The following is a 24,382-nucleotide window of genomic DNA, read 5'->3' as shown; positions in this document are numbered from 1 at the left end:
TAATCCAACGAGAGGACAGTAGTTATGGCAGATCGAGTCCTACGCGGCAGCCGTCTCGGAGCGGTGAGCTACGAGACCGATCGCGATCATGACCTTGCTCCCCGGCGCATCGTCCAGTACCGCACCGACAATGGTGAGATCTTCGACGTCCCGTTCGCGGATGACGCCGAGATCCCGTCGACGTGGCCGTGCAAGAACGGTATGGAAGGCACCATTCTGGAAGGTGCCGAGCCGGAAGAGAAGAGGGTCAAGCCGCCGCGTACCCACTGGGACATGCTGCTCGAACGTCGAAGCGAAGAGGAGCTCGAGGTGTTGCTCGCCGAGCGCCTGGACCTGCTCAAAGCTCGTCGCCGGGGCGCCAGCTAGATCCGGTCAGTTCACGACATCGCCGCGGCACCTCACGGTGCCGCGGCGTTTTGTCATTTCCGGCGGAGCTTGGCCATCCGGTGGGCCAGTCCCCAGCGGGGGACCTTGAAGGCCGCCTCGCGGACGATGCTTCCGCTCATCTTCGACTCCCCCAGCTCGCGCTCGGTGAACGTGATGGGTACTTCGGCCACATCGAACCCGGCCTGGACCGTCCGCCATCCGAGGTCCACCTGGAAGCAGTAGCCGTGCGATTCGATCGACGACAGGTCGAGCGTCTCCAGCACATGGCGGCGATACGCGCGGAACCCTCCGGTGATGTCTTTGATCTTGACCCCGAGCGCCAGCCTCGAGTAGACATTGCCACCCCGCGAGAGGATCTCGCGCCGCCGCGGCCAATTGACCACCGTTCCTCCCGGAACGTACCGAGACCCGATCACCAGGTCGGCACCCTCGTTGAGGCGGTCGAGCAGTCGATGCAACTGCTCCGGAGCATGACTGCCATCGGCATCCATCTCCACCAAGACGGTGTAGTCGCGAGCCAGGCCCCACTTGAAGCCGGCGATGTATGCGGCGCCGAGACCGTCTTTCACGGTGCGGTGCATCACGTGGATGCGGTCAGCGCCGTCGGTTGCCGCCAGCTTGTCGGCGAGTTCGCCGGTGCCGTCGGGACTGCTGTCGTCGACGATCAGGATGTGCACCGCGGGCTGCGCTGCGTGAACACGCTTGACGATCAACGGCAGATTCTCGATCTCGTTGAACGTCGGGATGATCACCAGGGTGCCCGCCCCGTCGGCCCCGACCGGCCGCGCAGCCTGCGAGTTGTGCTCAGGCTCCGTCACCATGCTCCTCCTTTGACCATCCCCTGAACCTAATGCCTGGCGCCAGCAGGAACAAAAAGGCGCAGACGCCCAAGAGTACGGCCAATCGCTCGGGCCACGGCCCGATTTTCGTGGCGATGGTCTCACCTGTGTGCAAGGGAATCGTGCCCTGCAGGGTCGCGGGTTCGAAGAACCCGCTGCGTGAGCTGGTATGGCCGTCGGGCGCGATGATCGCGCTCACACCGCTCGTTGCTGCCACCACCACGGCGCGCCCGTGCTCGACCGCCCGAAGCTGTGACATCGCCAACTGCTGGTAGGTCATCTGCGTGCGTCCGAAGGTGGCGTTGTTCGTGGGTACCGAGAGGAACTGGGCCCCCGATTGCACGGCCTTACGTGCCGAACGGTCGAACGCGATCTCCCAACACGTCGACACCCCCACGGTCACGCTCTGCCCACCGGTGGTCTCGACGGCGACGACACCTGGGCCGGTGCCCGCGCGGAAATTGCCTGCCTGCTCGGCATACGAGGAGAAGAGGGTGAAGAAGCTTCGCCACGGCAGGTATTCGCCGAATGGCTGGATGATCTGCTTGTCATACCGGCCACGTATCTGGTCTCCGGAATCGCGCCGTCCGTCCCACACCAGCACGGTGTTCGTCGGACGTCCGTCAGCGTTCCGGACGAGCGTGCCCACCAGGATCGGGGCGCCGACAGCTGCTGAGGCGGCTGTGATCTCTTCGGCTGCATCCTCATTCGCGGTGGGGTCGATGTCCGAGGCATTCTCGGGCCACACCACGATGTCGGGACGGGCGGCGTCACCGGCGTCGACCGCGGCAGCCAGACGGAAGGTCTCGCGTACGTGGTTGTCCAGGACCGCCCGACGCTGATCGTTGAAGTCGAGGCCCAGCCGGGGGACGTTGCCCTGGATCGCGGCAACGGTGATCTCGTCGTCGGAACTGTTTCTGCCGTCCACAGAGGGCCACAGGGCGGCCGCGACAATCGGTGTGATGAGCGCGAGCACCAGGGCCGGCACCACGGTCTGCCATCTGACCGGCCGTCGGATCACCGCCCCGATCACTGCGGTCAGCGCTGCCCCCGTCAAGGCCACCGAGAACGACACCAGAGGTGCGCCCCCGATCGAGGCGAGCGACAGCATCGGCCCACCGACTTGGCCGAAAGCTGTACGACCCCAGGGAAACCCGCCGAATGGGAATGATGAACGTGCCCACTCGACGGTGACCCACATGATCGCGAACCACAACGGTGCCGCAGGCCAGGTGGTGGTACGGCAGGCGATCACGCCGAACAACCCGGTGTACAGCGACATCACCACTGCCAGCGCCACCCACGGGAGCGGCCCCACATACACCCCGATCCACGGCAGCAGCGGGAGAAAGAACCCGAGGCCGAAGACGAATCCGTACCAAAATCCCTCGCGGAATCGAACAACGCCTCTGAGCGCAGCTGCCAGCAACGCCAGCGACAGGATGCCCAGGAACCAGAGATCGCGCGGCGGGAATGCGGCCCACATGAGCACGCCTCCGAGCGCACTGACCGCGGTGCGAATCACCCATGGCCGCTGCGTCGCGTCTCGGAGCCGGGCGATCGTTCCGCCCTCGGACTCCCCTGGCGCGATTGCCGTCGTCACAGCCCCGCCCGGTCGTAGATCGTCACGCCTGCCCTCACAGTACGAATGCACTCCGGGAGCCGGCTGCCTGCACTGAGGTCGGGTAGTGCAGGTACGCGCGACCGGGGGTCGGTGGACCAGCGGGCCACTGCCGGATCAGCCGATCCGGCAACAACCAGGTTGTCCACATCCCAGACGGCGTAGTCGGCGGGCGCGCCGGGAACGAGGGTTCCGGCCACACCGTCGCGGTGACCACCGGCCCGCCACGCCCCCCGCGTGACCGCTGCGAAAGCTGCTCGAACGGAGATGGCGCTGGCCGGGTTGTTGTGATGCGCGGCCGCAGCGATTGCCTCCCACGGACGCATCGAGGTCACCGGTGCATCCGAGCTGAAGGCGAGGCCGACGCCGGCCTTGGCCAACTGGGCGAAGTTGTTGAGTGAGCGGCCACGGTCAGGACCGAGCCGCTGCTCGTACAACTGGCCCGGGCCACCCCAGAGGGCGTCGAACAACGGCTGCATACTGGCGATGACGCCGCAGGCAGCAAGAGTGGTGGCCTGCTCACCGGTGATCATCTCCGCGTGCTCGATGCGGTGTCCCAATCGGGCCATCGCCGGACCGCCGAACTCCCCCGCCACTTCGCGGAACGCATTCACCACGACGTCCATCGCGCCATCGCCGATCACGTGGAAGCCCGACTGGATACCGGCAGCGGTGCAGGCACGCAGATGAGTGGTGACGGTGTCTTCGTCGAGGTAGCAGACGCCGTGGGTGTCGGCGTCGCTGTAGGGCTCTCGGAGCAGCGCGGTGTGCGACCCGATGGCCCCGTCGATGAAGAGGTCGCCACCGAGGCCGTGTGCGGCCGTCTCGGCCTGCAAAGCGCGGGCGTGCTCGGAGTCGGTGACGGCTTCGCCCCAGTATCGACGGATCTCGACGGGGTGGTCGAGGTGGGCAAGTGACAGGAAGTCGTCCCGGCCGCTGATGTCCGGGCCGCCGTTCTCGTGGACCGCCACGATGCCGTGTGCGGCTGCATCGTCGAGAGCAGCACGCTGGGCGCGATGTCGCCCATTGGCGCTCAACAACATCCGTGCCGCGGCACGGACCCGGTGGTGGGCGTCGGCGGTCAGGGGTCCCTGCTCGTCGTAGCCGTGACTTCCCACCAGACCGTCGGCCCGAGCCCGCAGCGCAGTGGACACCACGGCCGAGTGTTCGTCGATGCGTGCCAGATACACCGGTCGATTGCCGACCACGGCATCCACTTCGGCAGTCGAAGGGCAGGTCAGATCCGGCCACGTTGATTCATCCCAACCCAGGCCCCAGATCAGGTCTGTGTCGGTGTGTTCGGCAGCGTATCGACGGATCTGTTCGAGACAGTCGTCCCGGCTCACGGCGTCACTGAGGTCCAGGCCACGTAGAGCCAGACCGGCCGACGTCAGGTGCACGTGCGAGTCGACGAAGGCGGGCGCCACCAGTGCGCCGTCGAGATCGATCACCTGCGCGTCGGGATGCAGGGTACGGCCGACGTGATCCGAACCCACCCAGACGATGGTGCCGTTCGCAACTGCCATGGCCGTCGCGTCGGGGGCACTCGGGGTGTAGATATGGCCACCGATCAGCAATTGACTCTCCACGAGCGTCCAGTCTGCCTGTCGAACCGATCGTCAGTCGCTGCAGGTCCGTGAACAAGCTGCCGCCGCGGCCGGATCCGTTCCGATGGGCAAGCCGATCAGAGCTCGGTGTAAGGCTTGCGGAGTTGGGGATGTGCCGCGTCGAAGCCGGTGGTTCCCGTGGTTCCCGCACCGGAGGTATCGATGACCTGGCCGTCCACGACGGTGACCCCTGCCATGCCGCGTCCATACCGTGCGTAGTTCTTCTCCATGGCGCTGACCACCTTGCGTGTGCCGACGGCGATGACCATGGGCCGCAACAGAACGCGAATGGGCTTGAGGAGCAAGAGGATACCGACCGCACTCGACACCAGGCCGGGGATGATCATGAGGATTGTCGCCGCGGCCAGCAGTGCGGTGTCGGCAACGGGTGCTGCTGAGTCGGCCGGATCGACGGGGCTGCCACCTGCTGCGCTGCGTCCGGCGTCGCGCAGATTGGCGAGGGTCTTGGCGCCCTGACGACGCAGCAACCAGAACCCGCCGATGACCGTTGCGACCACCAACAGCAGTGTCCAACCGAAGCCGATGGCGTAACAGAGTCCGACGAATGCGGCGATCTCGATCGCCACATAGAGCAAGAAGAGTGCGAACTTCATGATGTCAACCGTCCCGACTATCGGCATGTGCGTACACGGGAACAACGAACGAGATGCCCGATTTTCTCCCGACGCGTGGGATCGACAATCTCAACGGTCTTCACCAGCGCGAATCGACGCCGATGAGCTCAGGCGCCCTCGATGTCACCCTCGGTTTCCAGGTACACGCGGCGCAGCTCGTCGAGCATCTCCGGTGGCGGTGCAGACCACATCTGACGTTGGGCCGCTTCCAGCAGTCGCTCGGCGATGCCGTGCAGCGCCCAGGGGTTGGACTTGGTCATGAAGTCCTTGTTGGCCTCGTCGAGGACATAGGACTCCGTGAGCTGCTCGTACATCCAGTCGGCCATCACGTTGGTGGTGGCGTCGTAACCGAAGAGATAGTCCACGGTGGCGGCCATCTCGAAGGCGCCCTTGTACCCGTGCCGCTGCATCGCACCGATCCACCGTGGGTTGACGACTCTCGCACGAAAAACTCGTGTCGTCTCCTCGGACAGAGTGCGCGTGCGCACATTGTCGGGCGTGGTGCTGTCCCCGATGTACGCCTCCGGGTCCCGACCGGTCAGAGCGCGAACGGTTGCGACCATGCCGCCGTGATACTGGAAGTAGTCGTCCGAATCGGCGATGTCGTGCTCGCGGGTGTCGGTGTTCTTGGCGGCCACCGCAATTCGTCGATACGCCGACCGCATGTCCTCGACGGCGGCGACACCGTCACGACCACGCCCGTACGCGTAACCTCCCCACGCCGTGTACACCTGCGCCAGATCCTGGTCGGTGCGCCAATCCTTGGAATCGATCAACTGCAGCAATCCCGCGCCGTAGGTACCGGGCTTGGAGCCGAAGATCCGGGTCGTGGCCCGGTCGACGTCACCGTGTTCTGCGATGTCGGCCCGGGCGTGCGCGGCAACGAAGTTCACATCGTCGGGTTCATCAAGAGCGGCCACCATCCGGACCGCGTCGTCGAGGATGGTCACCACATGGGGGAAGGCGTCGCGGAAGAATCCGGAGATGCGCACGGTGACGTCGATACGCGGTCGGCCGAGTTCGGCGGGCTCGATCAGGTCGAGGGCGGTGACCCGTCTCGAGGCCTCGTCCCAGATCGGCATCACCCCGAGAAGGGCGAGTACCTCGGCGATGTCGTCGCCCGATGTGCGCATGGCACTGGTCCCCCACACCGACAATCCGACCGATTTCGGGTACTCGCCGTGGTCTTTGAGGTAGCGCTCGAGCAGTGAGTCGGCCATGGCGCGGCCCGTCTCCCACGCGAGCTTGGACGGAACAGCCTTGGGGTCAACGGAATAGAAGTTGCGACCGGTGGGAAGTACGTTGATCAAGCCGCGCAACGGCGATCCACTGGGCCCGGCGGGGATGAAACCGCCGTCGAGAGCGTGCAGTATCCGCGGTAACTCCTGGTCGGTCTGCCGCAGCCGTGGAACGATCTCCGTTCCGGCGAACTCGAGGATCTGGGCCACCTCGCTGGGGTGCCCGGCAGCCACCTCCGCGACGGTTGTCATATCCCAGTTGCTCTTCGCGCATGCGGCCACGAGTTCGCGTGCCTGGGCTTCGATGTCGTCGGTGGCACCGCGGCCTGCGGTGCCGTCCTCGACCAGACCGAGTGCCTCCCGTAGCCCGGGCAGGCTCTGTTTCCCGCCCCAGAGCTGACGTGCGCGCAGCATCGCCAGCACCAGATCCACTTCGACGTCATCGGCCGGCGGCTGGCCGAGTATGTGCAGGCCGTCGCGGATCTGTACGTCTTTGATCTCGCACAACCAGCCATCGACATGCAGCAACATGTCGTCGAAGACGTCTTCCTCTGGTCGTTCGGACAGCCCCAGGTCGTGATCCATCTTCGCCGCCTGCAGCAGCGTCCAGATCTGCTGTCGAATCGCAGGCAACTTGCCCGGGTCGAGCGCGGAGATGTTGGCGTGCTCGTCCAGCAACTGCTCCAGACGTGCGATGTCTCCGTAGCTCTCGGCTCGGGCCATCGGCGGGATCAGGTGGTCGACCAGCGTCGCATGGGCACGACGCTTGGCCTGGGTGCCCTCGCCGGGGTCGTTCACGAGGAACGGGTAGATCATCGGGAGGTCGCCCAGTGCCGCGTCGGTTCCACATGACGCCGACATCCCGAGCGTCTTGCCGGGCAGCCACTCGAGGTTGCCGTGTTTGCCGACGTGCACCACTGCGTCGGCGCCGAACCCGTTCTCTGCAGCAACCCACCGATAGCAGGCCAGGTAGTGGTGGCTGGGCGGCAGATCGGGGTCGTGATAGATGGCAACTGGGTTCTCGCCGAATCCGCGTGGCGGCTGGACCATCAGGACGATGTTGCCGAATTGCATTGCCGCGATGACGATATCGCCTTCGGGATTGGCCGATCGGTCGACGAACAACTCGCCCGGGGCAGGCCCCCAGTGTTCGATCATCGATTCTTGCAGGTCGGCGGGCAACGTCGCGAACCACTCGCGGTAGTCCCTCGCCGACAGACGAATGGGATTGGCTGCCAATGCTTCCTCGGTGAGCCAATCGGGATCTTGTCCCCCCGCCGCGATCAGCGTGTGGATCAGCTTGTCCGAATCGTTCTCTGCCAGACCGGGTACGGCGCTGTCGCCGACTTCAGGTCCGATGTCGTACCCGGCGGCACGCATGGCCTCGAGAAGCCGCAGCAGACTCTGGGGCGTGTCCAGGCCGACTGCATTGCCGATGCGGGCATGCTTGGTGGGATAGGCCGAGAGCATCACCGCGATACGTCGTTGCGCGGTAGGAATATGCCGTAACCGTCCGTGCCGCACTGCGATTCCTGCGACTCGCGCACAACGCTCGGCATCGGGTCGGTACCAGGGCAGTCCGTCGTCGCCGATCTCCTTGAAGGAGAACGGGACCGTGATGATCCGACCGTCGAATTCCGGGACCGCCACCTGCGTCGCCACGTCGAGCGGTGACATCCCGTCGTCGTTGGCGGCCCAGCTCTCACGAGACGAGGTCAGGCACAGGCCCTGCAGGATCGGCACGTCGAGACGTGCGAGCTGCTCGATGTTCCAATTGTCGTCGTCGCCACCGGCGGACGCCGTTGCCGGTGTGGCGCCGCCGGCCGCGAGGACGGTGACCACCAGCGCGTCCGCGACCGCGAGTTGTGCCAGCAGATCGTCGGGAGCAGTGCGTAGCGACGCGCAGAAGATGGGCAGGGCACGGCCGCCCTTGTCCTCGATGGCATCACACAGGGCATGGATGTACGCCGTGTTCCCCGCAAGGTGCTGAGCCCGGTAGTACAGCACCGCGATGGTCGGCCGTCCGTCGGTGTCGGATGGCACCGAACGCTCGAGCAGTCCCCATTGCGCGGTCGCGACGGGCCCCTGGAACCCGTGGCCGGTCAACAGGACGGTGTCGGACAGGAACGCGTGGAGGTTGGCGAGGTTGTCCGGCCCGCCTTGGGCGAGGTAGTTGTGCGCGTCGGCGGCAACACCGGGGGCGACCGTGGACAACGACATCAGGTCAGGATCAGGTAGTTGCTCGCCCGAGAGCACCACGGTGGGCAGCCCCGCGGCGAGAACGGCGTCGAGGCCTTCCTCCCACATCCGTCGGCCACCGAGGATCCGGACCACGACGAGATCGGCGCCGTCGAGCAGGACCGGCAGATCCTCGCTGACCAGTAGTCGCGATGGGTTGGCCAATCGGAAGTCCGCGCCACTGGCCTTGGCCGTCAGCAGATCGGTGTCCGAGGTGGACAGCAGCAGGATCACGGGGTTCCTCCTTGCCGGGATCTCGCGCCCAGCGGGTTGGTGTGGCGGTACGGCAACGAGGGTCTGACTCCGGGTCTCCCCGACACAGTGGCGCGACCGCGCCGGATTTCCACCGGCTTCCCCGTTGCGGGTCGGGCTCAGCCTATAGAAGCCGGTAGTCAAGTGACCACGTCTGGTCGTCGATGGGCCGGCCGCCGGTGACCTGCCGATCCGGCATCACCCCACACACGGCCAGTACCGTGGACCCATGTCCCGTCCCGCCGATCGTTGTCCGGGAGTGTTCTCGGCGCATCCTGCAGCCGACGGTCATCTGGCGCGTATTCGCCTTCCCGGAGGCCTGATAACCCCCGTCCAACTGCAGGCTCTGGTCGTGGTGGCGGACGAGTTCGGGGACGGGCACATGGAACTCACCTCGCGCGGGAACCTGCAGCTACGCGGAATAGCGGACGTGGCGGGCGCGGGCGACCTAATCGTCGATGCGGATCTCATCCCGACGCCGAGTCACGAACGGGTGCGCAATCTGCAACTGTCGGCGTTGAGTGGTCGCCGCGGCGGGCTGCTCGACGGCCGACCGGTCCTCGACCGACTCGACGTCGCCCTTCGCGGAGACAACCTGTTGGCTGCACTGCCGGCTCGTTTCCTCTTCGGCGTCGACGACGGGCGCGGCGACGTGCTGGCCGAGGCACCCGACGTCGGCGTCGTGGCCGTCGACAGTGGGCATTTCGACCTCGTGGTCGCCGGAAACCCCACCGGCCGGCAGGTCACAGCAGATCGCGCAGCCGTGACCATGCTCGATGTGGCTCACGCGTTCCTCACCGACCGTGCGGACGAGTGGCGAGTACAGGACCTTGATGCTTCGCCGACGATCACAGGATTGCTCGAAGGTCTTCCCCGAACTCGACCGCATACCCCGCCTGCCCCGCCGTCGGAGCCGCTGGTGGGGTGGCTCGCGCAGGACGACGACCTCATCTCGTTGGGTTCGGTGGTGCCTCACGGTCGCTTGTCTGCGCGCATCGCCGAGTTCCTTGCTGCCATCGAGCGCGACATCTACCTCACGCCGCGCAAGGAAATCCTCGTCTGTGATCTGACGGACGGAATGGCGGACACGGTGGTGCGGGTGCTGGCCCCCATGGGTCTGATCTTCGATGCAACGTCGCCGTGGACGCGGGTGAGCGCCTGCTCTGGATTGCCGGGATGCGACAAATCGCAGGCCGATGTGCGTGGGGATCTCGAGCAATATCTGGCGATCGGCGACCAGTCCGTTGACAGCCGCGAGCACTGGGTGGGCTGCGAACGTGGCTGTGGATCGCCGCACGCTGCTCACATCCGGGTGCAGGCGACCCCGGTGGGGTACGAACGCCGAGCGTTCTGATCGACCAACTATGGTGGCTTTCACCATGTACACCTACATCCGTGACGGCGCGGAGATATACCGTCAGTCGTTTGCGACCATCCGCGCCGAGGCCGATCTGGCCGAGTTCGGCGACGATCTGTCCCAGGTCGTCGTGCGGATGATTCATGCCTGCGGTCAGGTGGACCTCACCGACGATGTGCGCGCATCCCCCGGGCTCGTCACGGCGGCGCGCGGCGCGCTGAACCGAGGCGCTCCCGTGCTGTGCGACGCGAACATGGTTGCGTCCGGGGTCACCCGCAAACGTCTGCCTGCCGACAACGATGTGCTCTGCCTGTTGACCGATCCGGCCACGCCGCAGTTGGCGGCGGACCTGCAGACCACCAGAACCGCTGCGGCGGTGGAGTTGTGGCGGCCTCGGCTGGAAGGGGCGGTTGTGGCCATCGGGAACGCGCCCACGGCCTTGTTCGCCCTGCTCGAATTGATCGATGCCGGCGGGCCTCGACCTGCCGCCGTGATCGGGGCCCCGGTGGGTTTCATCGGCGCCGCCGAGTCGTGTGCAGCACTGGCCGAGCGCGACGACATCGAATTCTTGACCGTGCTCGGCCGCCGCGGCGGCTCCGCCATCACAGCTGCGGCCATCAACGCGTTGGCATCGACGGTGGAGTGACATGGCAGTACAGGGAAAACTCTGGGGCGTCGGGATCGGCCCGGGTGACAGCGAACTCGTCACGGTGAAAGCAGCCCGCATCATCGGTGAAGCAGACGTTGTCGCCTACCACTGCGCTCGACACGGCAGGTCGATCGCACGATCGGTGGCCGAACCGTATCTGCGCTCGGCCCAGCTCGAAGAAAAGCTGATGTATCCGGTGACCACGGAGACGACCGATCATCCCGGTGGGTACCGAGGGGCGCTCGACGACTTCTACACCGAAGCGGCCGATGTTCTCGCGCAGCACCTTTCGGCCGGTCGCTCGGTGGCACTGCTGGCCGAAGGAGACCCGCTCTTCTACAGCTCTTACATGCACATGCACAAACGGTTGGCGAGCCGGTTCGAGACCGAGATCATCCCCGGTGTCACGTCGGTCAGCGCATCGGCGGCGGCCACCGGATTACCGCTCGTGGAGGCCGACGAGACGTTGACGGTGTTGCCGGGGACGTTGCCGAAGGACGAATTGGTGCGGCGCCTCGAGGACAGCGACGCCGTCGCGATCATGAAACTCGGCCGCACCTTCCCAGATGTCGTCGCGGCCCTCGAGGAGTCCGGCCGTATCGATCACGCCTGGTACGTGGAACGTGCTTCGACGGGCGCACAGAAGGTCCTGCCGATATCTGATGTGGACATCACCTCGGTCCCCTACTTCTCCATGGTGGTGATACCGGGCCGGCTCAACAGCCCACCTCTATCGGAACTGGCTATCCAGGGCGAGGTGGTGGTTGTCGGTCTGGGGCCCGGCGCGGCGCGCTGGACCACGCCAGAGGTTCGGGCGGAGCTCGCAAAGGCCACGGATCTGGTGGGGTACAAGACGTACCTGAACCGCATCAACCCACGGCCTGGCCAGCGAATGCATGCCAGCGACAACCGAGTCGAATCCGAGCGGGCTTGCCTGGCACTGGATCTGGCCAAGAACGGCGCGCGCGTTGTCGTGGTGTCGTCGGGCGATCCCGGTGTGTTCGCCATGGCGGCCGCGGTTGTCGAGGAGTCCGCCGACGACCAGTGGCGCGATGTGCCGGTCCGGGTGGTTCCAGGGGTCACCGCAGCCAATGCCGTGGCGAGTCTCGCCGGCGCACCATTGGGCCATGACTATGCGGTGATCTCGTTGTCGGACAGGCTCAAGGGGTGGGACGTCATCGTCGAGCGGGTGCGCGCAGCGCTACGTGCCGATCTGGTGATCGCGATCTACAACCCCGGTTCGGCCAGCCGGAACTGGCAAGTCGGCGAGCTCAAAGACATTCTGCTGCAACATAAATCGCCTTCAACGCCCGTGATCCTGGGGCGAGACGTGGGCGGACCCGAGCAATCTGTTGTCATCAGCACGGTCGCCGATTTCGATCCGGCAGCTGTCGACATGCGGACGCTGCTCATCGTGGGGTCGTCGACCACCACGGTGATCGAGCGGGCCGGTGGTCCGGCGGTGTTCACCAACCGGCGTTACGACAGCACCCGCTGACGGACCCAGCGGGCCGCGTCCTCAGGCCTTTCCACAGCCGTGCCGGTGAGGGTGACCGGTCGCTGCACCATGACGACCGGCAGTTCGAGCTCACGAGCCGCATCCAGTTTCGCCCGAACCAGATCTCCGCCGCTGTTCTTGGTGACGATCACATCGATACGGTGCTCGCGCAGAAGCTTGCGCTCGCCTTCGAGGGTGTACGGCCCACGGTTGCGCAGGATCAGGTTTTGCGGCGGAGTCTCGCGCTCGGGTGGGTCGACAAGACGGATCAAGAACCAGGCGTTCTCGATGTGGGCGAACACATCAACATCCTGGCGACCTGTGGTGAGGAAGACCCGGAGATCCGGCTTGCGGTCGGCGTGCTCGGCGACTTTCGCGGCCGCACCGGCGATGTCCGGAACGTCCAGCCAATGGTCCCCGGCCTGCGGTTGCCATGGGGGCCGACGAAGCGACAGCAACGGCAGTCCCGCCGACATCGTCGCTGCCGCCGCGTTGGCGGAGATCTTCCGGGCAAAAGGATGCGTGGCATCCACCACGCCTATGCACTGTTGCTCGCGCAACCAGGTCAGTAGCCCGTTCACACCCCCGAAGCCGCCGATTCGCACCTCACCTCTGGGCAGTGCCGGGTTCTGGACGCGGCCTGCCAGCGAGGTGATGATCGGGATGCCGTCCCGATCGAGTACCTCTGCCAGAGCACGTGCTTCCGCGGTGCCCCCGAGGATGAGAACGGGGCCGCTCACGACGACACGTCGTCGTCACGGAGCTTGGTCATACGAGCCGACGAGTACAGGTAGCTATCCGGAAAGTGTTCAGCAGCAAGTACTCTGCCCACAAAGATCACTGCGGTACGCCGGATGTCCGCCTGTGCGAGGCGACCAGGAAGTTCGCGTAGAGCGCATCGGATGATCTGTTGATTGTCGCGGCTGGCATAAGCAACCACTGCGACGGGGCAGTCGAACCCGTAGTGCGGCCCAAGCGCATCCGTGATCTGTTCGGCTTGATGCGCTGCCAGGTGAAGAGCCATCGTGACACCTGTTCGCGCCAGTTCCGCCAGTTGTTCGCCCTTCGGCATGTCCGTCGAGAGTGTCGACACGCGTGTGATCAACAGAGACTGTCCGACGCCTGGAACCGTCAGTTCCTGACCCAGTGCGGCGGCCGCCGCGGAGAACGCCGGTACGCCGGGAACGATCTGGTAGGCCACACCGTGTTGCTCGAGGAGCCGCACCTGTTCTGCGACAGCTGAATACAAGCTCGGGTCGCCGCTGTGCAAGCGCGCTACATCGTGACCGGACCTGTCCGCCGACACGATGTGCTCGATGATCTGGGACAACGGCATCTTCGCCGTGTTGATCAGGGTGGCGTCGGGTGGGCAGTGCTCCAGCATCTCAGCCGGGACGAGTGAGCCCGCGTAAAGGCATGTGCTGCACTGCGATAGGAGTGTCGCACCACGTAGGGTGATGAGATCGGCGGCTCCTGGTCCCGCGCCGATGAAGTAGACGGTCACTCGATGCTCCTGGGTTTGTCTGCGATCCACTGCGTCACAGGCAAAGTGGGACGCCATGTTGTCATCGAGCCGAGTGGTTCGGCATGGTCGATGTGGAAACGTCGTAGCGTTCCGCCCACCTTTGATCGCCATTTCACGAGCACTGCCTCTGATTCGATGGTCACGGCGTTGGCCACGATGCGGCCGCCGTCGAGAAGCGCTTCCCAGCAGCCATCGATGATGCCTGGTGCCGTGACTCCCCCGCCGATGAAGATCGTGTCCGGGTCGGGCGCATGTTGGAAATCGTCGGGCGCTCTGCCGAGTACGGTGAGATTGCCGCTGACCCCCATGTCTGCCGCGTTCCGGGCGATTCGCTCGCGCCGCACTGGGTCGGACTCGAACGCTATCGCTGTGCAACTGGGATCGGTGCGCAACCACTCGATGGCGATGCTGCCCGCACCTGCGCCCACATCCCACATCAGCTGACGCGGCGCCGGGCGTAAAGCGGTGACCGTCAGGGCACGAACGCCCTGTTTGGTGAGTTGCCCATCGTTGGAGAAATCGGTGTCGGGAAGTCCTGCCTGACTGCTCACCGCAGGTCCCACACAGTGCACTGCCACCAGGTTGAGTCGGTCGACGACCGGTGCTCCCCACGTTCGGGCGATTCCGGTGACATGCCGTTCGCGGTCTGATCCGAGTTGCTCGAGCACCGTGACCTGCGACCAGCCGAATCCGTGCGTGGTCAGCAGTTCTGCGATGTGTGCCGGCGATGTCTCGTCGCGACTCAGGATGAGCAATCGTACGTTGTCGGTGACCGCCGAGAGGATCGAGTCCAATGGGCGGTCGACGATGCTGCGGATCGCCGTCGTGGACAGGTCCCAGCCCAGTCTTGCGGCGGCGAGACTGACGCTGGACACCGCCGGGATGATTCGGACATGTTGCGCACCAACTTGTTTGACGATGGATGCGCCCACGCCGTGAAACATCGGGTCGCCTGAGGCGAGGATGTGGACCGGTTCCGGTTCTGCACCGGCGAGGACATCGCGAAGATGCCTGGACATGGGGCTGACCCACGGACGCAATTCAGCCTGAACCGGTGCGAGAAGGTCGATCTGGCGGGCTGATCCGTAGATGACGTGGGCGGACTGCAATTCCCGCTGGGCTGCCACGGTGAGACCGTCCCAACCATCGGCTCCGATCCCCACCACGACAAACCGCGGGTCGGTCATCGTGGCATCCGACGCCAGATGGCCCGAGGCAGCAATCGCATGATGAAGAACATGGGGCGTAGGGCAGCCGGTATCCATACCTCCGTTTTGCCGGCATGCAGAGCCTTGACCACTGCGTCAGCCACCTGAGGAGCTGTCTTAGACATCGGCGCGGGTTTGACGCCCGACGCCATCAGTTCTTTGGTCATGTTCCCGATGACGAATCCGGGGCGTGCCAGCAGTAGACGAACACCGGTGCCGTGCAACGCGTCCGAGAGACCGGAAGCGAACCCGTCCAGTCCTGCCTTGGTCGATCCGTAGACGTAGTTCGCGCGACGGACCCGGACACCGGCGACAGAGGAGAAGACGATGAGGTCGCCGTTTCCCTGCGTCTTCATCGCTGCGGCCAAAGGGGTCATCACACTGATGTGCGCCAGGTAGTCGGTGTGGGCGATCTGCAAGGCGTGCTGGGTGTCAACCTCGGCGCGGGCCTGGTCGCCGAGGATGCCGAAGGCGATGATCGCCACGTCGATCTTGCCGAACTCGGCGACTATTTTCCTGATCAGCTCGTCGTGCTGCGCCGTGTCATTCGCATCGAACTCGATGGTGTGTACCTCAGCGGCGTTCTCACCGAGCATCCGTTCGCGCTGATCAGCCAAGTCCTCGGACCGACGCGCGGCCAGGATCACTGTCGCTCCCCCGGCGAGACGGGCCGCGACCTCGACACCGATCTCGCTACGTCCTCCGAACAGAACCACCACTCGACGATTGCTCACCGGACGAGTATCCCAAACCGGACGCTGGCTCTTGTGGGTCAGGCCTCTGAGGGCTTGGATATCCTGGGCGGGCGTGTCACCTGGACGACGTTGCGGTAGAACTCCTCGACGAGTTTGTTGGCTGAAGCGACAACGTTTCCGCGGTTTCGCTCCAAGCTGTTGCCGCGCGTTATCTTGAACTGTTTCGGAGGTTTGCCATCAGCGGGGAGTAGCGCATCCGGTTTCTCTCGCACCGTCCCCAGCAATGCTCCGACCGGCGCCGCATTTCGTCCAGCAAACACCGCCTCGACGAGAGTGTCCTTGTGAGCCGCGGCGAGTTGTTTGGTCAGCCAGTTCACCCGGGTCAGCGGTCTCCCCTCTCTGGGCGCATCCACGGTCATTGAACACTCGACGCGCTCAGATCGGAGGTCAACCGACAGTGTGAGGGGCCCAGCAGCGCCGGGTACTCGCAGTGAGCCGAACATGACGCCTGAGTCAGCGAGTTGCTGTGCCCGGCTCGTGCTGTCCGCGCGATTGCGGGGAAAAATAGGTCGGACGTCGACACTGAGTAAGCACGACAGGTCATGTCCGATATGGCGAACCAGCTGATCGAACATATGGCAGACCTCGGCCGCGCCCTTGCTGTCGGCATTGAGGGTCTTTGTCTTCACAGCCTCGCGGATCTGTCCCCATTGAGGCCCCATGTCGGTGAAGCCGTGTAGACCCGATTTCGGGTGCTGAAGGTATCTGACGAATTCTCTCAGCACCCACCCCTGCGACGAATCCTCGACCTGCTTGTGCATTGACATCGAGATCGCCACGGAACGGATCTCGTCCCACGAGAGGTGATGCAGGGCAACCTTCTTGAGTTTCCTCCGGTCGACCTTGACCGGATGCTCATCGTCGGCACCTGGGAGTTGATTGCTGATCGTGATGACCGCGTCGAAGCCGAGCGACCGCGCAATGTCGACATAGATCTGAACTTGTTCTGCCGTCAACTTCGCTGTCGATGACTTCGCTTCGATCAGAGCTGTCCAGGTCTTCAGCCCACGAGTGACGCGTAGCAGCCCGTCTGGTCTGTATCTCTTTTCTTGCCAGTCGAACTCCGGCTCAATGAAGGTTTCTATGGCTCCTACTGGGCCACCGCTTCGCCGTACCATCTCTCTTCCGAACTCACGCACTCCACTCATCACCGAGAGAACCGCAGACACTGCTCGCCGCTCTCGCTCATCGCCAGAGCCGATGGCGGAAACAGAGAACAGGCGAGCGCGGTCCCACTCGCCCTTGTCGACCGGCTCGGAGATCGACCAATCCGGCAATTTCGGCGGTCGTAGGACTTTGCGGATAGTCATCTGTTTGCTGGATGCCACGGCGTCGGCTGGGTGGTCGTTCTGCGTCGTCGGAGCCGATTCATGTTGCATGTCCGCGACCTCGTCGCTTGGCATTTCGTCACCTTGCGGATCGACTTCCACGCCGAATTCTGTCGCCAGAGCGCCTAACCCATCTGCAAAGCCCTGACCTATTGCGCGGAACTTCCACTCCAACCCGCGCCGGTACACCTCGCCGAACAACAGTGCCAGAACGGGCTCGTCTATGGATATGCGGAACAGGGCTGAGGGCCCTGCAGAATCATTCTGCGTGACGACGATTTCGAGTTCCTCGGCCACCGCGAAGGTGGTAGCGGAATCCTGGTCGAGACTCGCGCTCACGACAACACGCGCGATGTCCTCAGGAAGGGACGCGAGATCTACAAGTAGCACGTCACTGGACGCGGTTTCCGTTGCCTCTTCCTCTTGCGCGGAAGCTTCGGAGATACGGACGGAACCGCCGGCCGCTTCCCGCTGGTTGTAGAACACGAAGTCAGAATTGCTCCTGACCTTCCCGTCAGCAGCGAGTAGCAGGATGCTCACGTCCGGGCGCACGCCTGACTCGGTCGGAAAACGGCTGCGGACCGTAATCGCAAGGCGGTCGTTACCGTTGTTAATGTCTTCGAGGGGAACATTCTGTCCGCGAACAAGTTCCAAAGTAGGGCTGGCCATCGTTGAACTATTCCATGGACATGCGACCGCAGCCGTCGTTTGCGTTCAATCTGCCAGCGGCCTGTCCGAGCAGGTGGCCGGCGGCATGCTGGTCAAGTTGACTATTCTCTGTAGATGTCCAAAACAGCAGCCGACCTCACCCCTGACGCGCTTGAGTTTCTGAGCGCCCGCCATCTGGGCAGCCTGACCACCGTGCGGCAGGCCGGGACGCCCCACGTTGTTGCGGTCGGCTTCACCTACGACGAAGAAGCCGAGCTCGTCCGCGTGATCACCTTCGAAGGAAGCCAGAAGGTACTCAACGTAGAGCGTGCGGGGTATGCGGCGGTCTTCCAGGTGGATGGCCCGCGCTGGCTGACCCTCGAGGGCCCGGCGTCGGTGCACCGCGACCCCGACGCTGTCGCCGAAGGTGAACGTCGCTACGCGAACCGCTACAAGCAACCAAAGGTCAACCCGCGACGCGTCGTTGTTCAAATCGAAGTCAAGCGCGTACTCGGGTCCCGAACCCTCCTCGGAACCACTGACTAGTTCGTAACGCACAGCCAGAACGCATTGGCTGCCAACAAGTATCAGTCTGACGGCCCGGTTTTCCTGACGTCGTCGTCCCCGGTGGCCATTGACTCGTCAGTACTTTGTTGCTGTAGCTGCATGCGTTGTTCGCGTTCGTCGAGTGCCGCTTGGCGTTCGGCGATGATGTTCTGCCATGCCGTTTCGATGGTGTGGTCGGTGTGGTGGGCCCGGTTGATGCGTGGTTGTTGGTCGGGGTCGATGTATGTGGGTGGGATCCACGCGACGCGGCCGGCGTCGGGGCCGTCGCGGAGCATGATGGTCTGCCATTGATCCTCGCCGGGCCCGATTATCGCGTGATGAGGAATGCACGCCGGGGCCAGCTCGTCGATGTCAGTGTGTCCGCCGTCAGCCCAGGCAGTGGTGTGATGAATTTCAGTCCAGGAGATCGGGTTACGACAACCGGGGCTGGTGCAGCCTCGGTCTTTGGCGAACAACGCCATCCGTTGGCCTTGCTGGGCGGTGCGCTTGGCCCGTGCGAAGTAGAGGACGTCGGCGGAGTGGTTGGCGAACACTGCCAACGACCACTCCGCTCGAGCCGCCAACTCCAACGCATCCTTGACCGGGATATCCACCCCGGAGGCGGTGTGGGCGATACCCGCGGCCTCATCAAGCTGCTGTTTGGTCATCGTGATGATGACCTGCACCGGCAGGCCACGATGCGAAGTCCCCAACAACTTGTACTCCAGAATCGTCTGCAGGATCGCTTTGAACGCATCATGCTGCCGTTGGGCACGCGAACGGGTGTCACGCCCGGCCGCGGCCTCGATGATCGCTGGATCCATGGTCGGGTCGTCTGCGGCGCCGGTGGGTGAGTTCGGGTCATCAGGATTGTTCATTCCCGGTGCTGCCCACACGTCCATCACGGTGCGAAACAGCGCCAACGTTGCTGGGTCGAGGTTTCCGGTGAGCTTGCTCATCATGTCCAACCCTTGGGGACCGTCGGATAAACCCCGGTCGCGTTTGCGGTCAGCGTCATCGGCGAGTGATCCGTCCGGATCGACCCGCGCCAACACTTCCCGTCCACACACCTCAAGTTCGGCGGGGCCCAGGGTGCGGGCGTTGTCGGTCATCCACGCATCGACCACGTCATACACTTCCGGCGCCGATTTGTGCGGGATTTTGTCGCGGACTTTGAGCATCACATCCATATGCGCCAACCCAATCGCACCCTCGGCCAACGCTTCCGCAGCGGCCGGACACCTCGGGGGCAACGCCTCGCCCTGCATCGACAACAACACACCAGCAGCATCAAGTGCCTTCAACCGCGAGGAGGCATCACCACGAGAGACCCGCAGCTCACTCATCACAAACCGGTGCAACGTCGTATGACCAGCCTTGCGAAACCCCGATCATTCACCTCCTGCAACCGCCTGAGGCCCTGAAACGTCAGTGCCCGAACCACTCTCTCGTTCACCCGCACCAACTTAGCAACCTGCACATCATCAACATCCGCTGCTGACGCACCAGCAATCCGCTGCAGCACCGCATCAAGATCGCGATACAACCCAACCAACACCGGCATTGGCGGTGGATCCACCGTCACCGAATCACTCATCGACAAGCCCCCCAGCCCTCGAACCCCTTTCACCAAGTCTACCAACAGAATCCGACATTGTCGAACAGATGTTCGATGCCAGGAGCAGAGGCAACAACACCGATCGAACGAGGCGTCGGTGGGCGATGGTGAGAACGACAGTGCGCGAATCAGATTGCGAAAAAACATGATTTATACACAGCCGACCAAAGGGGTAGGCGTCCCACCTTCCGTCGGCTGGTGGCCAGTATTGGCTGCACAGTGGGGCGAAAGTGCGCCGTCAGACCGACTTCAGCTCGTGAGGCCGCTGATTGAGTGATTCGCATCCGTCGGCCGTGACGACGACGATGTCTTCGATTCGTGCACCCCATCCACCTGGGAAGTAGATCCCGGGTTCGACGCTGAAGGCCATTCCGACCTGCAGCTCGATGTCGTTTCCCTCAACGATGTAGGGCTCTTCGTGGACTGACAGGCCGATTCCATGACCGGTCCGATGGACGAACTTGTCGGCCAGTCCGGCCTCGGCCAGCACGTCGCGAGCCGCTGCATCGATCTGTTGGGCACTGACACCCGGCCGTACTGCCGCCACCGCTGCGCGCTGGGCCTCTTCCAGTATCCGGTACTGACGGGATATCTCCGCGGAAGGTTCTCCGACACAATAGGTTCGGGTGCAATCCGAGTTGTACCCGGGCTCGACCGGGCCGCCGATATCGACGACCACCACATCGCCGTCTTCGATCACCCGGTCAGACACCTCGTGGTGGGGGTCGGCGCCGTTGGGGCCGGAGCCGACGATGATGAACTCGGCGCCGGTATGACCCTCGGCGACGATCGCGGCCTCGATGTCGGTGGCGACCTCGCGTTCTGTCCTTCCCGCCGAGAGCCATTCGCCGACGCGAGCGTGGACACGATCAATCGCTGCACCCGCTCGGCGCAAGGCGTCGATCTCGGCGTCGTCTTTGATCATCCGTAACTGACGCAGGACGGCGGTGGCCAATTCGGGGCTCGAACCGAACCGGGCTGCCAACGGAACGGTGTGAAGTGCCGGTGCCGCATCAGAGACGGCATAACGACCTGCACTCACACCTGCTGCTTCAACTGCGATGGCATACGGGTCCTGACCGTCGACCCAGTCGTGGACAACCAGGCCCAGCTCGCCGACCGCAGACTCCCGCAGGGCCGCGAGTTCCAGCCTCGGAACCACGACCTGCGGATCCCTATCGGGACTGATCACCAGCGCAGTGAGACGCTCGAACGTACTGGCGCGGGAACCGGTCAGGTAGCGCAGATCGGGTCCGGGCGTGATGAACAGAGCAGACAATCCGGCTGAACCCGTCAACTGCTGCGCACGTTGCAGTCGGGACCGATACACCTCTGCTGAGAATCGCTCGTGAGCCATGTCCCCCAGGCTAACGGGCCCTCGAAGAGGCCGTCCTCCCGGTGAGCAGTCGCTGAACGGGCGAAAACGGCCGGTTCGACGGAAGATGTACAGATGGGATCGAAAGACGGCACCGTGAACCGTGGACGCGAGCCGCGCAGACTCCGTGCTGTTCCGAGCGCGCAAATCGACCCGCAGTTCGCGACTCTGCACGGTTACAAGCGCGCATTTCGTATGGCAGGGAGCGGTCCGGCCGTCTTGTTGCTGCACGGAATCGGTGACAACTCGCTCGCCTGGGAGCCGGTGTTCGAGCAGCTGAGCGAAAGATACACGGTGATAGCTCCCGATCTCCTGGGTCATGGACTGTCTGACCGGCCCCGAGCCGACTACTCGGTCTCGGCATTCGCGAACGGGATGCGTGATCTGCTCACGTACCTCGATATCGAACGCGTCACCGTGGTCGGACACTCGCTGGGCGGGGGCGTGGCCGGCCAATTCGCCTATCAATATCCCGAGATGGTGGAACGGCTGGTTCTCGTGGGCACCGGTGGCGTCACCAAGGGTGTCAACCCAGCTCTCCGAGCGCTGTCGCTGCCCCTCGCCGAACTCGCCTTGGGCGTGATCTCTGTACCCGGAGTGTTCCCAACCTTCTCGACGGTGGCCCGGACGATGCAGAACCTGTTGCCCATGGCGATGTTCCGCGACAACACCGAGGTGGTCCGTGTCCTCGAGCGCATGCCCGAAAAAGGTTCGGCCGAGGTGTTCGCGCGGACTCTACGATCGGCTGTCGACTGGCGCGGTCAGGTGGTCACCATGCTGGACCGCTGCTACCTCAGCGCCGCCATCCCGACCTTGATCGTGTGGGGGTCCGACGACCAGGTGATCCCGGTGAGCCATGCCCATATGTTGCACAGTGCGATGCCGGACTCGCAGCTCGAGATATTCGAGAAGTCAGGCCATTTTCCGTTCCGCGACGAGCCCGACCGGTTCGTCGAACTCTTCCTCCGATTCGTCTCTGCCACAAAGCCTGCGTCGATCAATCGCAACGACGTGAAAGTGGCCCTGCGACAAGGACCCCCGCCCAGGCCACTGACGGGCAATCCTCATACGCGAATCGCAGTTCTCGACGCCATAGACAGCGACGAACGGAGCGCGACGTAGAACTGCCGCCGACCGTCGTCCGCGGACATCGTTCGGATCGCCTCGGATCACCGGGACGAGCATTCACCCGTCGGTGGATCTGGCATGGTTTACGCCATGAACCAACCAGTGATGCTGCTAGACGGTGCGAGTCTGTGGTTCCGGGCTTTTCACGCTCTGCCGGAGAAGATGACCGCTCCTGACGGACGTCCGGTCAACGCCGTCCGCGGATTCCTCGACATGATCGCCGCCCTGGTCACCCGCGAGCATCCCCATCGCTTGGTTGTGTGTCTGGACCTCTCGTGGCGACCCACATTTCGCACGGACCTCATCCCGTCGTACAAGGCGCACCGTGTCGCCGACGCCGCGGGAGACGGATCGGAAGAGGTGCCCGACACACTGACACCCCAAGTCGACATGATCATGAACGTTCTCGCAGCAGCCGGGATCTCGACCGCCGGCGCAGAAGGCTGCGAGGCCGATGACGTGATCGGGACCCTTGCCCACACCGAAGCAGTAGATCCGGTAGTGGTGGTCAGTGGAGACCGAGACCTCCTACAAGTGGTGGCAGACGACCCGGTTCCGGTCCGGGTTCTGTATGTGGGACGCGGGCTCGCGAAGGCCGAGATGTACGGGCCTGCCGAAGTCGCCGAACGATATGACGTGCCGACTTCCGATCCGGGTTCGGCGTATGCCGAGATGGCGATCCTCCGGGGCGACCCATCCGACGGACTGCCCGGGGTGGCCGGAATCGGGGAGAAAACGGCGTCAAAACTGTTGCAGGCGTTCGGGACTCTGGACGAACTGGAGCGTGTCGCTGCCACGACCGCCGACAAGCGGATCTCCACCCGCCAACGCACATCCCTCAAAGCTGCCGCCGACTATCTGAGCGCCGCTCGCACGGTGGTGTTTGTCCGAACCGACGCAGAGATAATCAGCAGCGGGGACGACCGGTTGCCCAGCGAGCCGGCAGATCCGGCCGCGTTGGCCGATCTGATCGAAGAACTCGGCATCGGCTCCGCGGTCTCCCGACTCGGAAAAGCGCTGGGTTGGCAGTTCCCCTGATCAGTAACAACAGGCGAGCGACCGCAGGCATCAGCCGGCGGTCGGCTGACCCACCTCGTACTTGCCGTCATCGTCGAGGAACGTGATCTTGACCTGCTGTTTGGCGCCGCTCACCGTCACCGTGCAGGTGAAGCTGTCGCCCTTCTTGATCTCTTTGTCCTTGGGACACTTGACGTTTTCGACGCCCTCTGCCTGATAGTCGTTCTCCAGAACGGTTTTGACACCCTCCTGGGCCGCCTCCTGGCTGAGTACCTTCGTGACGGCGAATCCGGGTGCGAGGAACGCTGTGACGGCCAAGATCACTGCGAGCAACGCCACCACGGACGCCCCGATGATGAGGGGCAGCTTCTTTCCCGACTTCGGCTGAGCCATCGCCGAGAACTGGTCCGAGCCGCCCGGTCCCGGCTGTCCGTACTGCCCGGGCTGCCCGTACGGACCGGATTGTCCGTACTGGCCCTGAGGCTGGCCGTAACCGGGTTGCTGACCTTGAGGCTGGCCGTAGTTGCCCGGCTGTCCCTGCGGCTGGCCGTAGTGGCCGCCCTGCTGCGGGTAGTTGGGCGGCTGATACTGGCCGGGCCCCTGCTGACCCGGGTTCTGCTGACCCGGGTTCTGCTGGGGCGGGTACTGCTGCGGCGGCTGCTGCTGACCCCACCCCTGCCCCGGTGGCGGGCCCTGTGTCGGTTGACCCCACGGGCCCGGTTGCTGACCCTGCTGCCATTGTTCAGGCGATCCGGGGTTGTTGGGGTCGTTGGGCCCGCTCATGTGTTCCCTCCGCTTGTCCGCACCGTGGAAACTCGCGGTGCCAGAATTACCGACCCCGAACATACCGCACACCCATCGAACGGTTCAGCAGACGCGACCGGCAAACGCAGAGGTAGACCGGTCGGAGCGC

At 64.2% G+C, this 24,382-nt stretch carries 21 protein-coding genes and 1 riboswitch; of the genes, 7 read left to right on the top strand and 14 right to left on the bottom strand.

Annotation, left to right across the window (positions count from 1 at the left end; all coding sequences use genetic code 11):
- Positions 1-24 precede the first annotated feature (24 nt).
- Positions 25-366, top strand: coding sequence for an RNA polymerase-binding protein RbpA (locus ACVWY6_RS21545; RefSeq protein ID WP_457540801.1), 342 nt, complete (start codon positions 25-27; stop codon positions 364-366).
- A 53-nt stretch (positions 367-419) separates the two neighbouring features.
- Here ACVWY6_RS21545 and ACVWY6_RS21540 read toward each other — a convergent pair whose 3' ends face one another.
- The 5 genes from ACVWY6_RS21540 to cobN all read right to left on the bottom strand — a co-directional run bounded on the left by ACVWY6_RS21540 (position 420) and on the right by cobN (position 8,799).
- Positions 420-1,208 carry a polyprenol monophosphomannose synthase gene (locus ACVWY6_RS21540; protein WP_247208790.1) on the bottom strand — a complete coding sequence of 263 codons (789 nt, stop codon included), beginning with the start codon at positions 1,206-1,208 and terminating at the stop codon, positions 420-422.
- Complete coding sequence (gene lnt / locus ACVWY6_RS21535) at positions 1,192-2,829, bottom strand: apolipoprotein N-acyltransferase (RefSeq protein ID WP_457540799.1); 1,638 nt, start codon at positions 2,827-2,829, stop codon at positions 1,192-1,194. The genes ACVWY6_RS21540 and lnt overlap by 17 nt, the downstream gene beginning before the upstream one ends.
- On the bottom strand, positions 2,826-4,436 hold the full coding sequence (locus ACVWY6_RS21530) for an amidohydrolase (RefSeq protein ID WP_116915331.1): 1,611 nt from the start codon (positions 4,434-4,436) through the stop codon (positions 2,826-2,828). Before ACVWY6_RS21530 ends, lnt begins: the two co-directional genes overlap by 4 nt.
- Positions 4,437-4,531: 95 nt before the next feature.
- Entirely contained in the window at positions 4,532-5,068 is a 537-nt protein-coding gene (locus ACVWY6_RS21525; protein WP_165842437.1) for an FxsA family protein, read from the bottom strand.
- Between the two features lie 128 nt (positions 5,069-5,196).
- Complete coding sequence (gene cobN / locus ACVWY6_RS21520) at positions 5,197-8,799, bottom strand: cobaltochelatase subunit CobN (RefSeq protein ID WP_457540797.1); 3,603 nt, start codon at positions 8,797-8,799, stop codon at positions 5,197-5,199.
- A gap of 55 nt (positions 8,800-8,854) precedes the next feature.
- Positions 8,855-8,963, bottom strand: a riboswitch (cobalamin riboswitch).
- Between the two features lie 83 nt (positions 8,964-9,046).
- Here cobN and cobG point away from each other — a divergent pair.
- Genes cobG through ACVWY6_RS21505 form a run of 3 tightly spaced genes read left to right on the top strand, consistent with a single transcriptional unit; the run spans position 9,047 to position 12,321 of the window.
- A complete protein-coding gene (gene cobG, locus ACVWY6_RS21515) occupies positions 9,047-10,171 on the top strand; it encodes a precorrin-3B synthase (RefSeq protein ID WP_457540795.1) in 1,125 nt (374 codons plus the stop codon).
- Between the two features lie 25 nt (positions 10,172-10,196).
- Positions 10,197-10,820, top strand: a complete 624-nt coding sequence (locus tag ACVWY6_RS21510) for a precorrin-8X methylmutase (RefSeq protein ID WP_457540793.1) — start codon at positions 10,197-10,199, stop codon at positions 10,818-10,820.
- Between the two features lies 1 nt (position 10,821).
- Positions 10,822-12,321 (top strand): precorrin-2 C(20)-methyltransferase, encoded by a 1,500-nt coding sequence (locus ACVWY6_RS21505; protein ID WP_457540791.1) that lies wholly within the window; start codon positions 10,822-10,824, stop codon positions 12,319-12,321.
- On the opposite strand, the gene ACVWY6_RS21500 is transcribed toward ACVWY6_RS21505, so the two are convergent.
- The 5 genes from ACVWY6_RS21500 to ACVWY6_RS21480 are packed head-to-tail and all read right to left on the bottom strand — an operon-like array spanning position 12,303 to position 17,806.
- Complete coding sequence (locus ACVWY6_RS21500; protein WP_457540790.1) at positions 12,303-13,061, bottom strand: cobalt-precorrin-6A reductase; 759 nt, start codon at positions 13,059-13,061, stop codon at positions 12,303-12,305. The genes ACVWY6_RS21505 and ACVWY6_RS21500 overlap by 19 nt on opposite strands.
- Positions 13,058-13,825 carry a precorrin-4 C(11)-methyltransferase gene (gene cobM / locus ACVWY6_RS21495; protein ID WP_457540788.1) on the bottom strand — a complete coding sequence of 256 codons (768 nt, stop codon included), beginning with the start codon at positions 13,823-13,825 and terminating at the stop codon, positions 13,058-13,060. Before cobM ends, ACVWY6_RS21500 begins: the two co-directional genes overlap by 4 nt.
- Positions 13,822-15,033, bottom strand: coding sequence for a precorrin-6y C5,15-methyltransferase (decarboxylating) subunit CbiE (gene cbiE, locus ACVWY6_RS21490; protein ID WP_457540786.1), 1,212 nt, complete (start codon positions 15,031-15,033; stop codon positions 13,822-13,824). The genes cobM and cbiE overlap by 4 nt, the downstream gene beginning before the upstream one ends.
- Complete coding sequence (locus ACVWY6_RS21485; RefSeq protein WP_457540784.1) at positions 15,030-15,788, bottom strand: SDR family NAD(P)-dependent oxidoreductase; 759 nt, start codon at positions 15,786-15,788, stop codon at positions 15,030-15,032. Before ACVWY6_RS21485 ends, cbiE begins: the two co-directional genes overlap by 4 nt.
- Before the next feature lie 38 nt (positions 15,789-15,826).
- Positions 15,827-17,806, bottom strand: coding sequence for a TerD family protein (locus ACVWY6_RS21480; RefSeq protein ID WP_457540782.1), 1,980 nt, complete (start codon positions 17,804-17,806; stop codon positions 15,827-15,829).
- A 114-nt stretch (positions 17,807-17,920) separates the two neighbouring features.
- On the opposite strand from ACVWY6_RS21480, the gene ACVWY6_RS21475 reads away from it, so the two are divergent.
- Entirely contained in the window at positions 17,921-18,331 is a 411-nt protein-coding gene (locus ACVWY6_RS21475) for a TIGR03618 family F420-dependent PPOX class oxidoreductase (RefSeq protein ID WP_116915340.1), read from the top strand.
- Between the two features lie 41 nt (positions 18,332-18,372).
- On the opposite strand, the gene ACVWY6_RS21470 is transcribed toward ACVWY6_RS21475, so the two are convergent.
- From ACVWY6_RS21470 to ACVWY6_RS21460, 3 genes are all read right to left on the bottom strand, one after another.
- On the bottom strand, positions 18,373-19,677 hold the full coding sequence (locus ACVWY6_RS21470; protein ID WP_457540780.1) for a DUF222 domain-containing protein: 1,305 nt from the start codon (positions 19,675-19,677) through the stop codon (positions 18,373-18,375).
- On the bottom strand, positions 19,677-19,928 hold the full coding sequence (locus tag ACVWY6_RS21465; RefSeq protein WP_457540778.1) for a hypothetical protein: 252 nt from the start codon (positions 19,926-19,928) through the stop codon (positions 19,677-19,679). Before ACVWY6_RS21465 ends, ACVWY6_RS21470 begins: the two co-directional genes overlap by 1 nt.
- Positions 19,929-20,187: 259 nt before the next feature.
- Positions 20,188-21,306 carry a M24 family metallopeptidase gene (locus tag ACVWY6_RS21460; RefSeq protein WP_457540776.1) on the bottom strand — a complete coding sequence of 373 codons (1,119 nt, stop codon included), beginning with the start codon at positions 21,304-21,306 and terminating at the stop codon, positions 20,188-20,190.
- A gap of 93 nt (positions 21,307-21,399) precedes the next feature.
- Between ACVWY6_RS21460 and ACVWY6_RS21455 the strand changes: the two genes are divergently transcribed.
- Together ACVWY6_RS21455 and ACVWY6_RS21450 are read left to right on the top strand one after the other, a co-directional pair.
- Positions 21,400-22,446, top strand: coding sequence for an alpha/beta fold hydrolase (locus ACVWY6_RS21455; RefSeq protein WP_457540775.1), 1,047 nt, complete (start codon positions 21,400-21,402; stop codon positions 22,444-22,446).
- Between the two features lie 111 nt (positions 22,447-22,557).
- Entirely contained in the window at positions 22,558-23,490 is a 933-nt protein-coding gene (locus tag ACVWY6_RS21450) for a 5'-3' exonuclease (protein WP_247210858.1), read from the top strand.
- Between the two features lie 30 nt (positions 23,491-23,520).
- Here the strand turns inward: ACVWY6_RS21450 and ACVWY6_RS21445 are convergent, their stop codons facing one another.
- Positions 23,521-24,252 carry a DUF4333 domain-containing protein gene (locus ACVWY6_RS21445; RefSeq protein WP_457540773.1) on the bottom strand — a complete coding sequence of 244 codons (732 nt, stop codon included), beginning with the start codon at positions 24,250-24,252 and terminating at the stop codon, positions 23,521-23,523.
- Positions 24,253-24,382: the final 130 nt, after the last annotated feature.

Source organism: Williamsia sp. R60 (genome assembly GCF_054063855.1).
The sequence above is the reverse complement of the archived record's forward strand: the minus strand, read 5'-3'. Positions and strand labels throughout refer to the sequence as shown.

Excerpts from the sequence above, each read along its gene's own strand:
- ACVWY6_RS21545 (WP_457540801.1), top strand. The coding sequence starts at position 25 with ATGGCAGATCGAGTCCTACGCGGCAGCCGTCTCGGAGCGGTGAGCTAC.
- ACVWY6_RS21540 (WP_247208790.1), bottom strand. The coding sequence starts at position 1,208 with ATGGTGACGGAGCCTGAGCACAACTCGCAGGCTGCGCGGCCGGTCGGG.
- ACVWY6_RS21525 (WP_165842437.1), bottom strand. The coding sequence starts at position 5,068 with ATGAAGTTCGCACTCTTCTTGCTCTATGTGGCGATCGAGATCGCCGCA.
- cobG (WP_457540795.1), top strand. The coding sequence starts at position 9,047 with ATGTCCCGTCCCGCCGATCGTTGTCCGGGAGTGTTCTCGGCGCATCCT.
- ACVWY6_RS21510 (WP_457540793.1), top strand. The coding sequence starts at position 10,197 with ATGTACACCTACATCCGTGACGGCGCGGAGATATACCGTCAGTCGTTT.
- ACVWY6_RS21505 (WP_457540791.1), top strand. The coding sequence starts at position 10,822 with ATGGCAGTACAGGGAAAACTCTGGGGCGTCGGGATCGGCCCGGGTGAC.
- cbiE (WP_457540786.1), bottom strand. The coding sequence starts at position 15,033 with ATGACCGACCCGCGGTTTGTCGTGGTGGGGATCGGAGCCGATGGTTGG.
- ACVWY6_RS21480 (WP_457540782.1), bottom strand. The coding sequence starts at position 17,806 with ATGGCCAGCCCTACTTTGGAACTTGTTCGCGGACAGAATGTTCCCCTC.
- ACVWY6_RS21475 (WP_116915340.1), top strand. The coding sequence starts at position 17,921 with ATGTCCAAAACAGCAGCCGACCTCACCCCTGACGCGCTTGAGTTTCTG.
- ACVWY6_RS21470 (WP_457540780.1), bottom strand. The coding sequence starts at position 19,677 with ATGAGTGAGCTGCGGGTCTCTCGTGGTGATGCCTCCTCGCGGTTGAAG.
- ACVWY6_RS21465 (WP_457540778.1), bottom strand. The coding sequence starts at position 19,928 with ATGAGTGATTCGGTGACGGTGGATCCACCGCCAATGCCGGTGTTGGTT.
- ACVWY6_RS21460 (WP_457540776.1), bottom strand. The coding sequence starts at position 21,306 with ATGGCTCACGAGCGATTCTCAGCAGAGGTGTATCGGTCCCGACTGCAA.
- ACVWY6_RS21455 (WP_457540775.1), top strand. The coding sequence starts at position 21,400 with ATGGGATCGAAAGACGGCACCGTGAACCGTGGACGCGAGCCGCGCAGA.
- ACVWY6_RS21450 (WP_247210858.1), top strand. The coding sequence starts at position 22,558 with ATGCTGCTAGACGGTGCGAGTCTGTGGTTCCGGGCTTTTCACGCTCTG.
- ACVWY6_RS21445 (WP_457540773.1), bottom strand. The coding sequence starts at position 24,252 with ATGAGCGGGCCCAACGACCCCAACAACCCCGGATCGCCTGAACAATGG.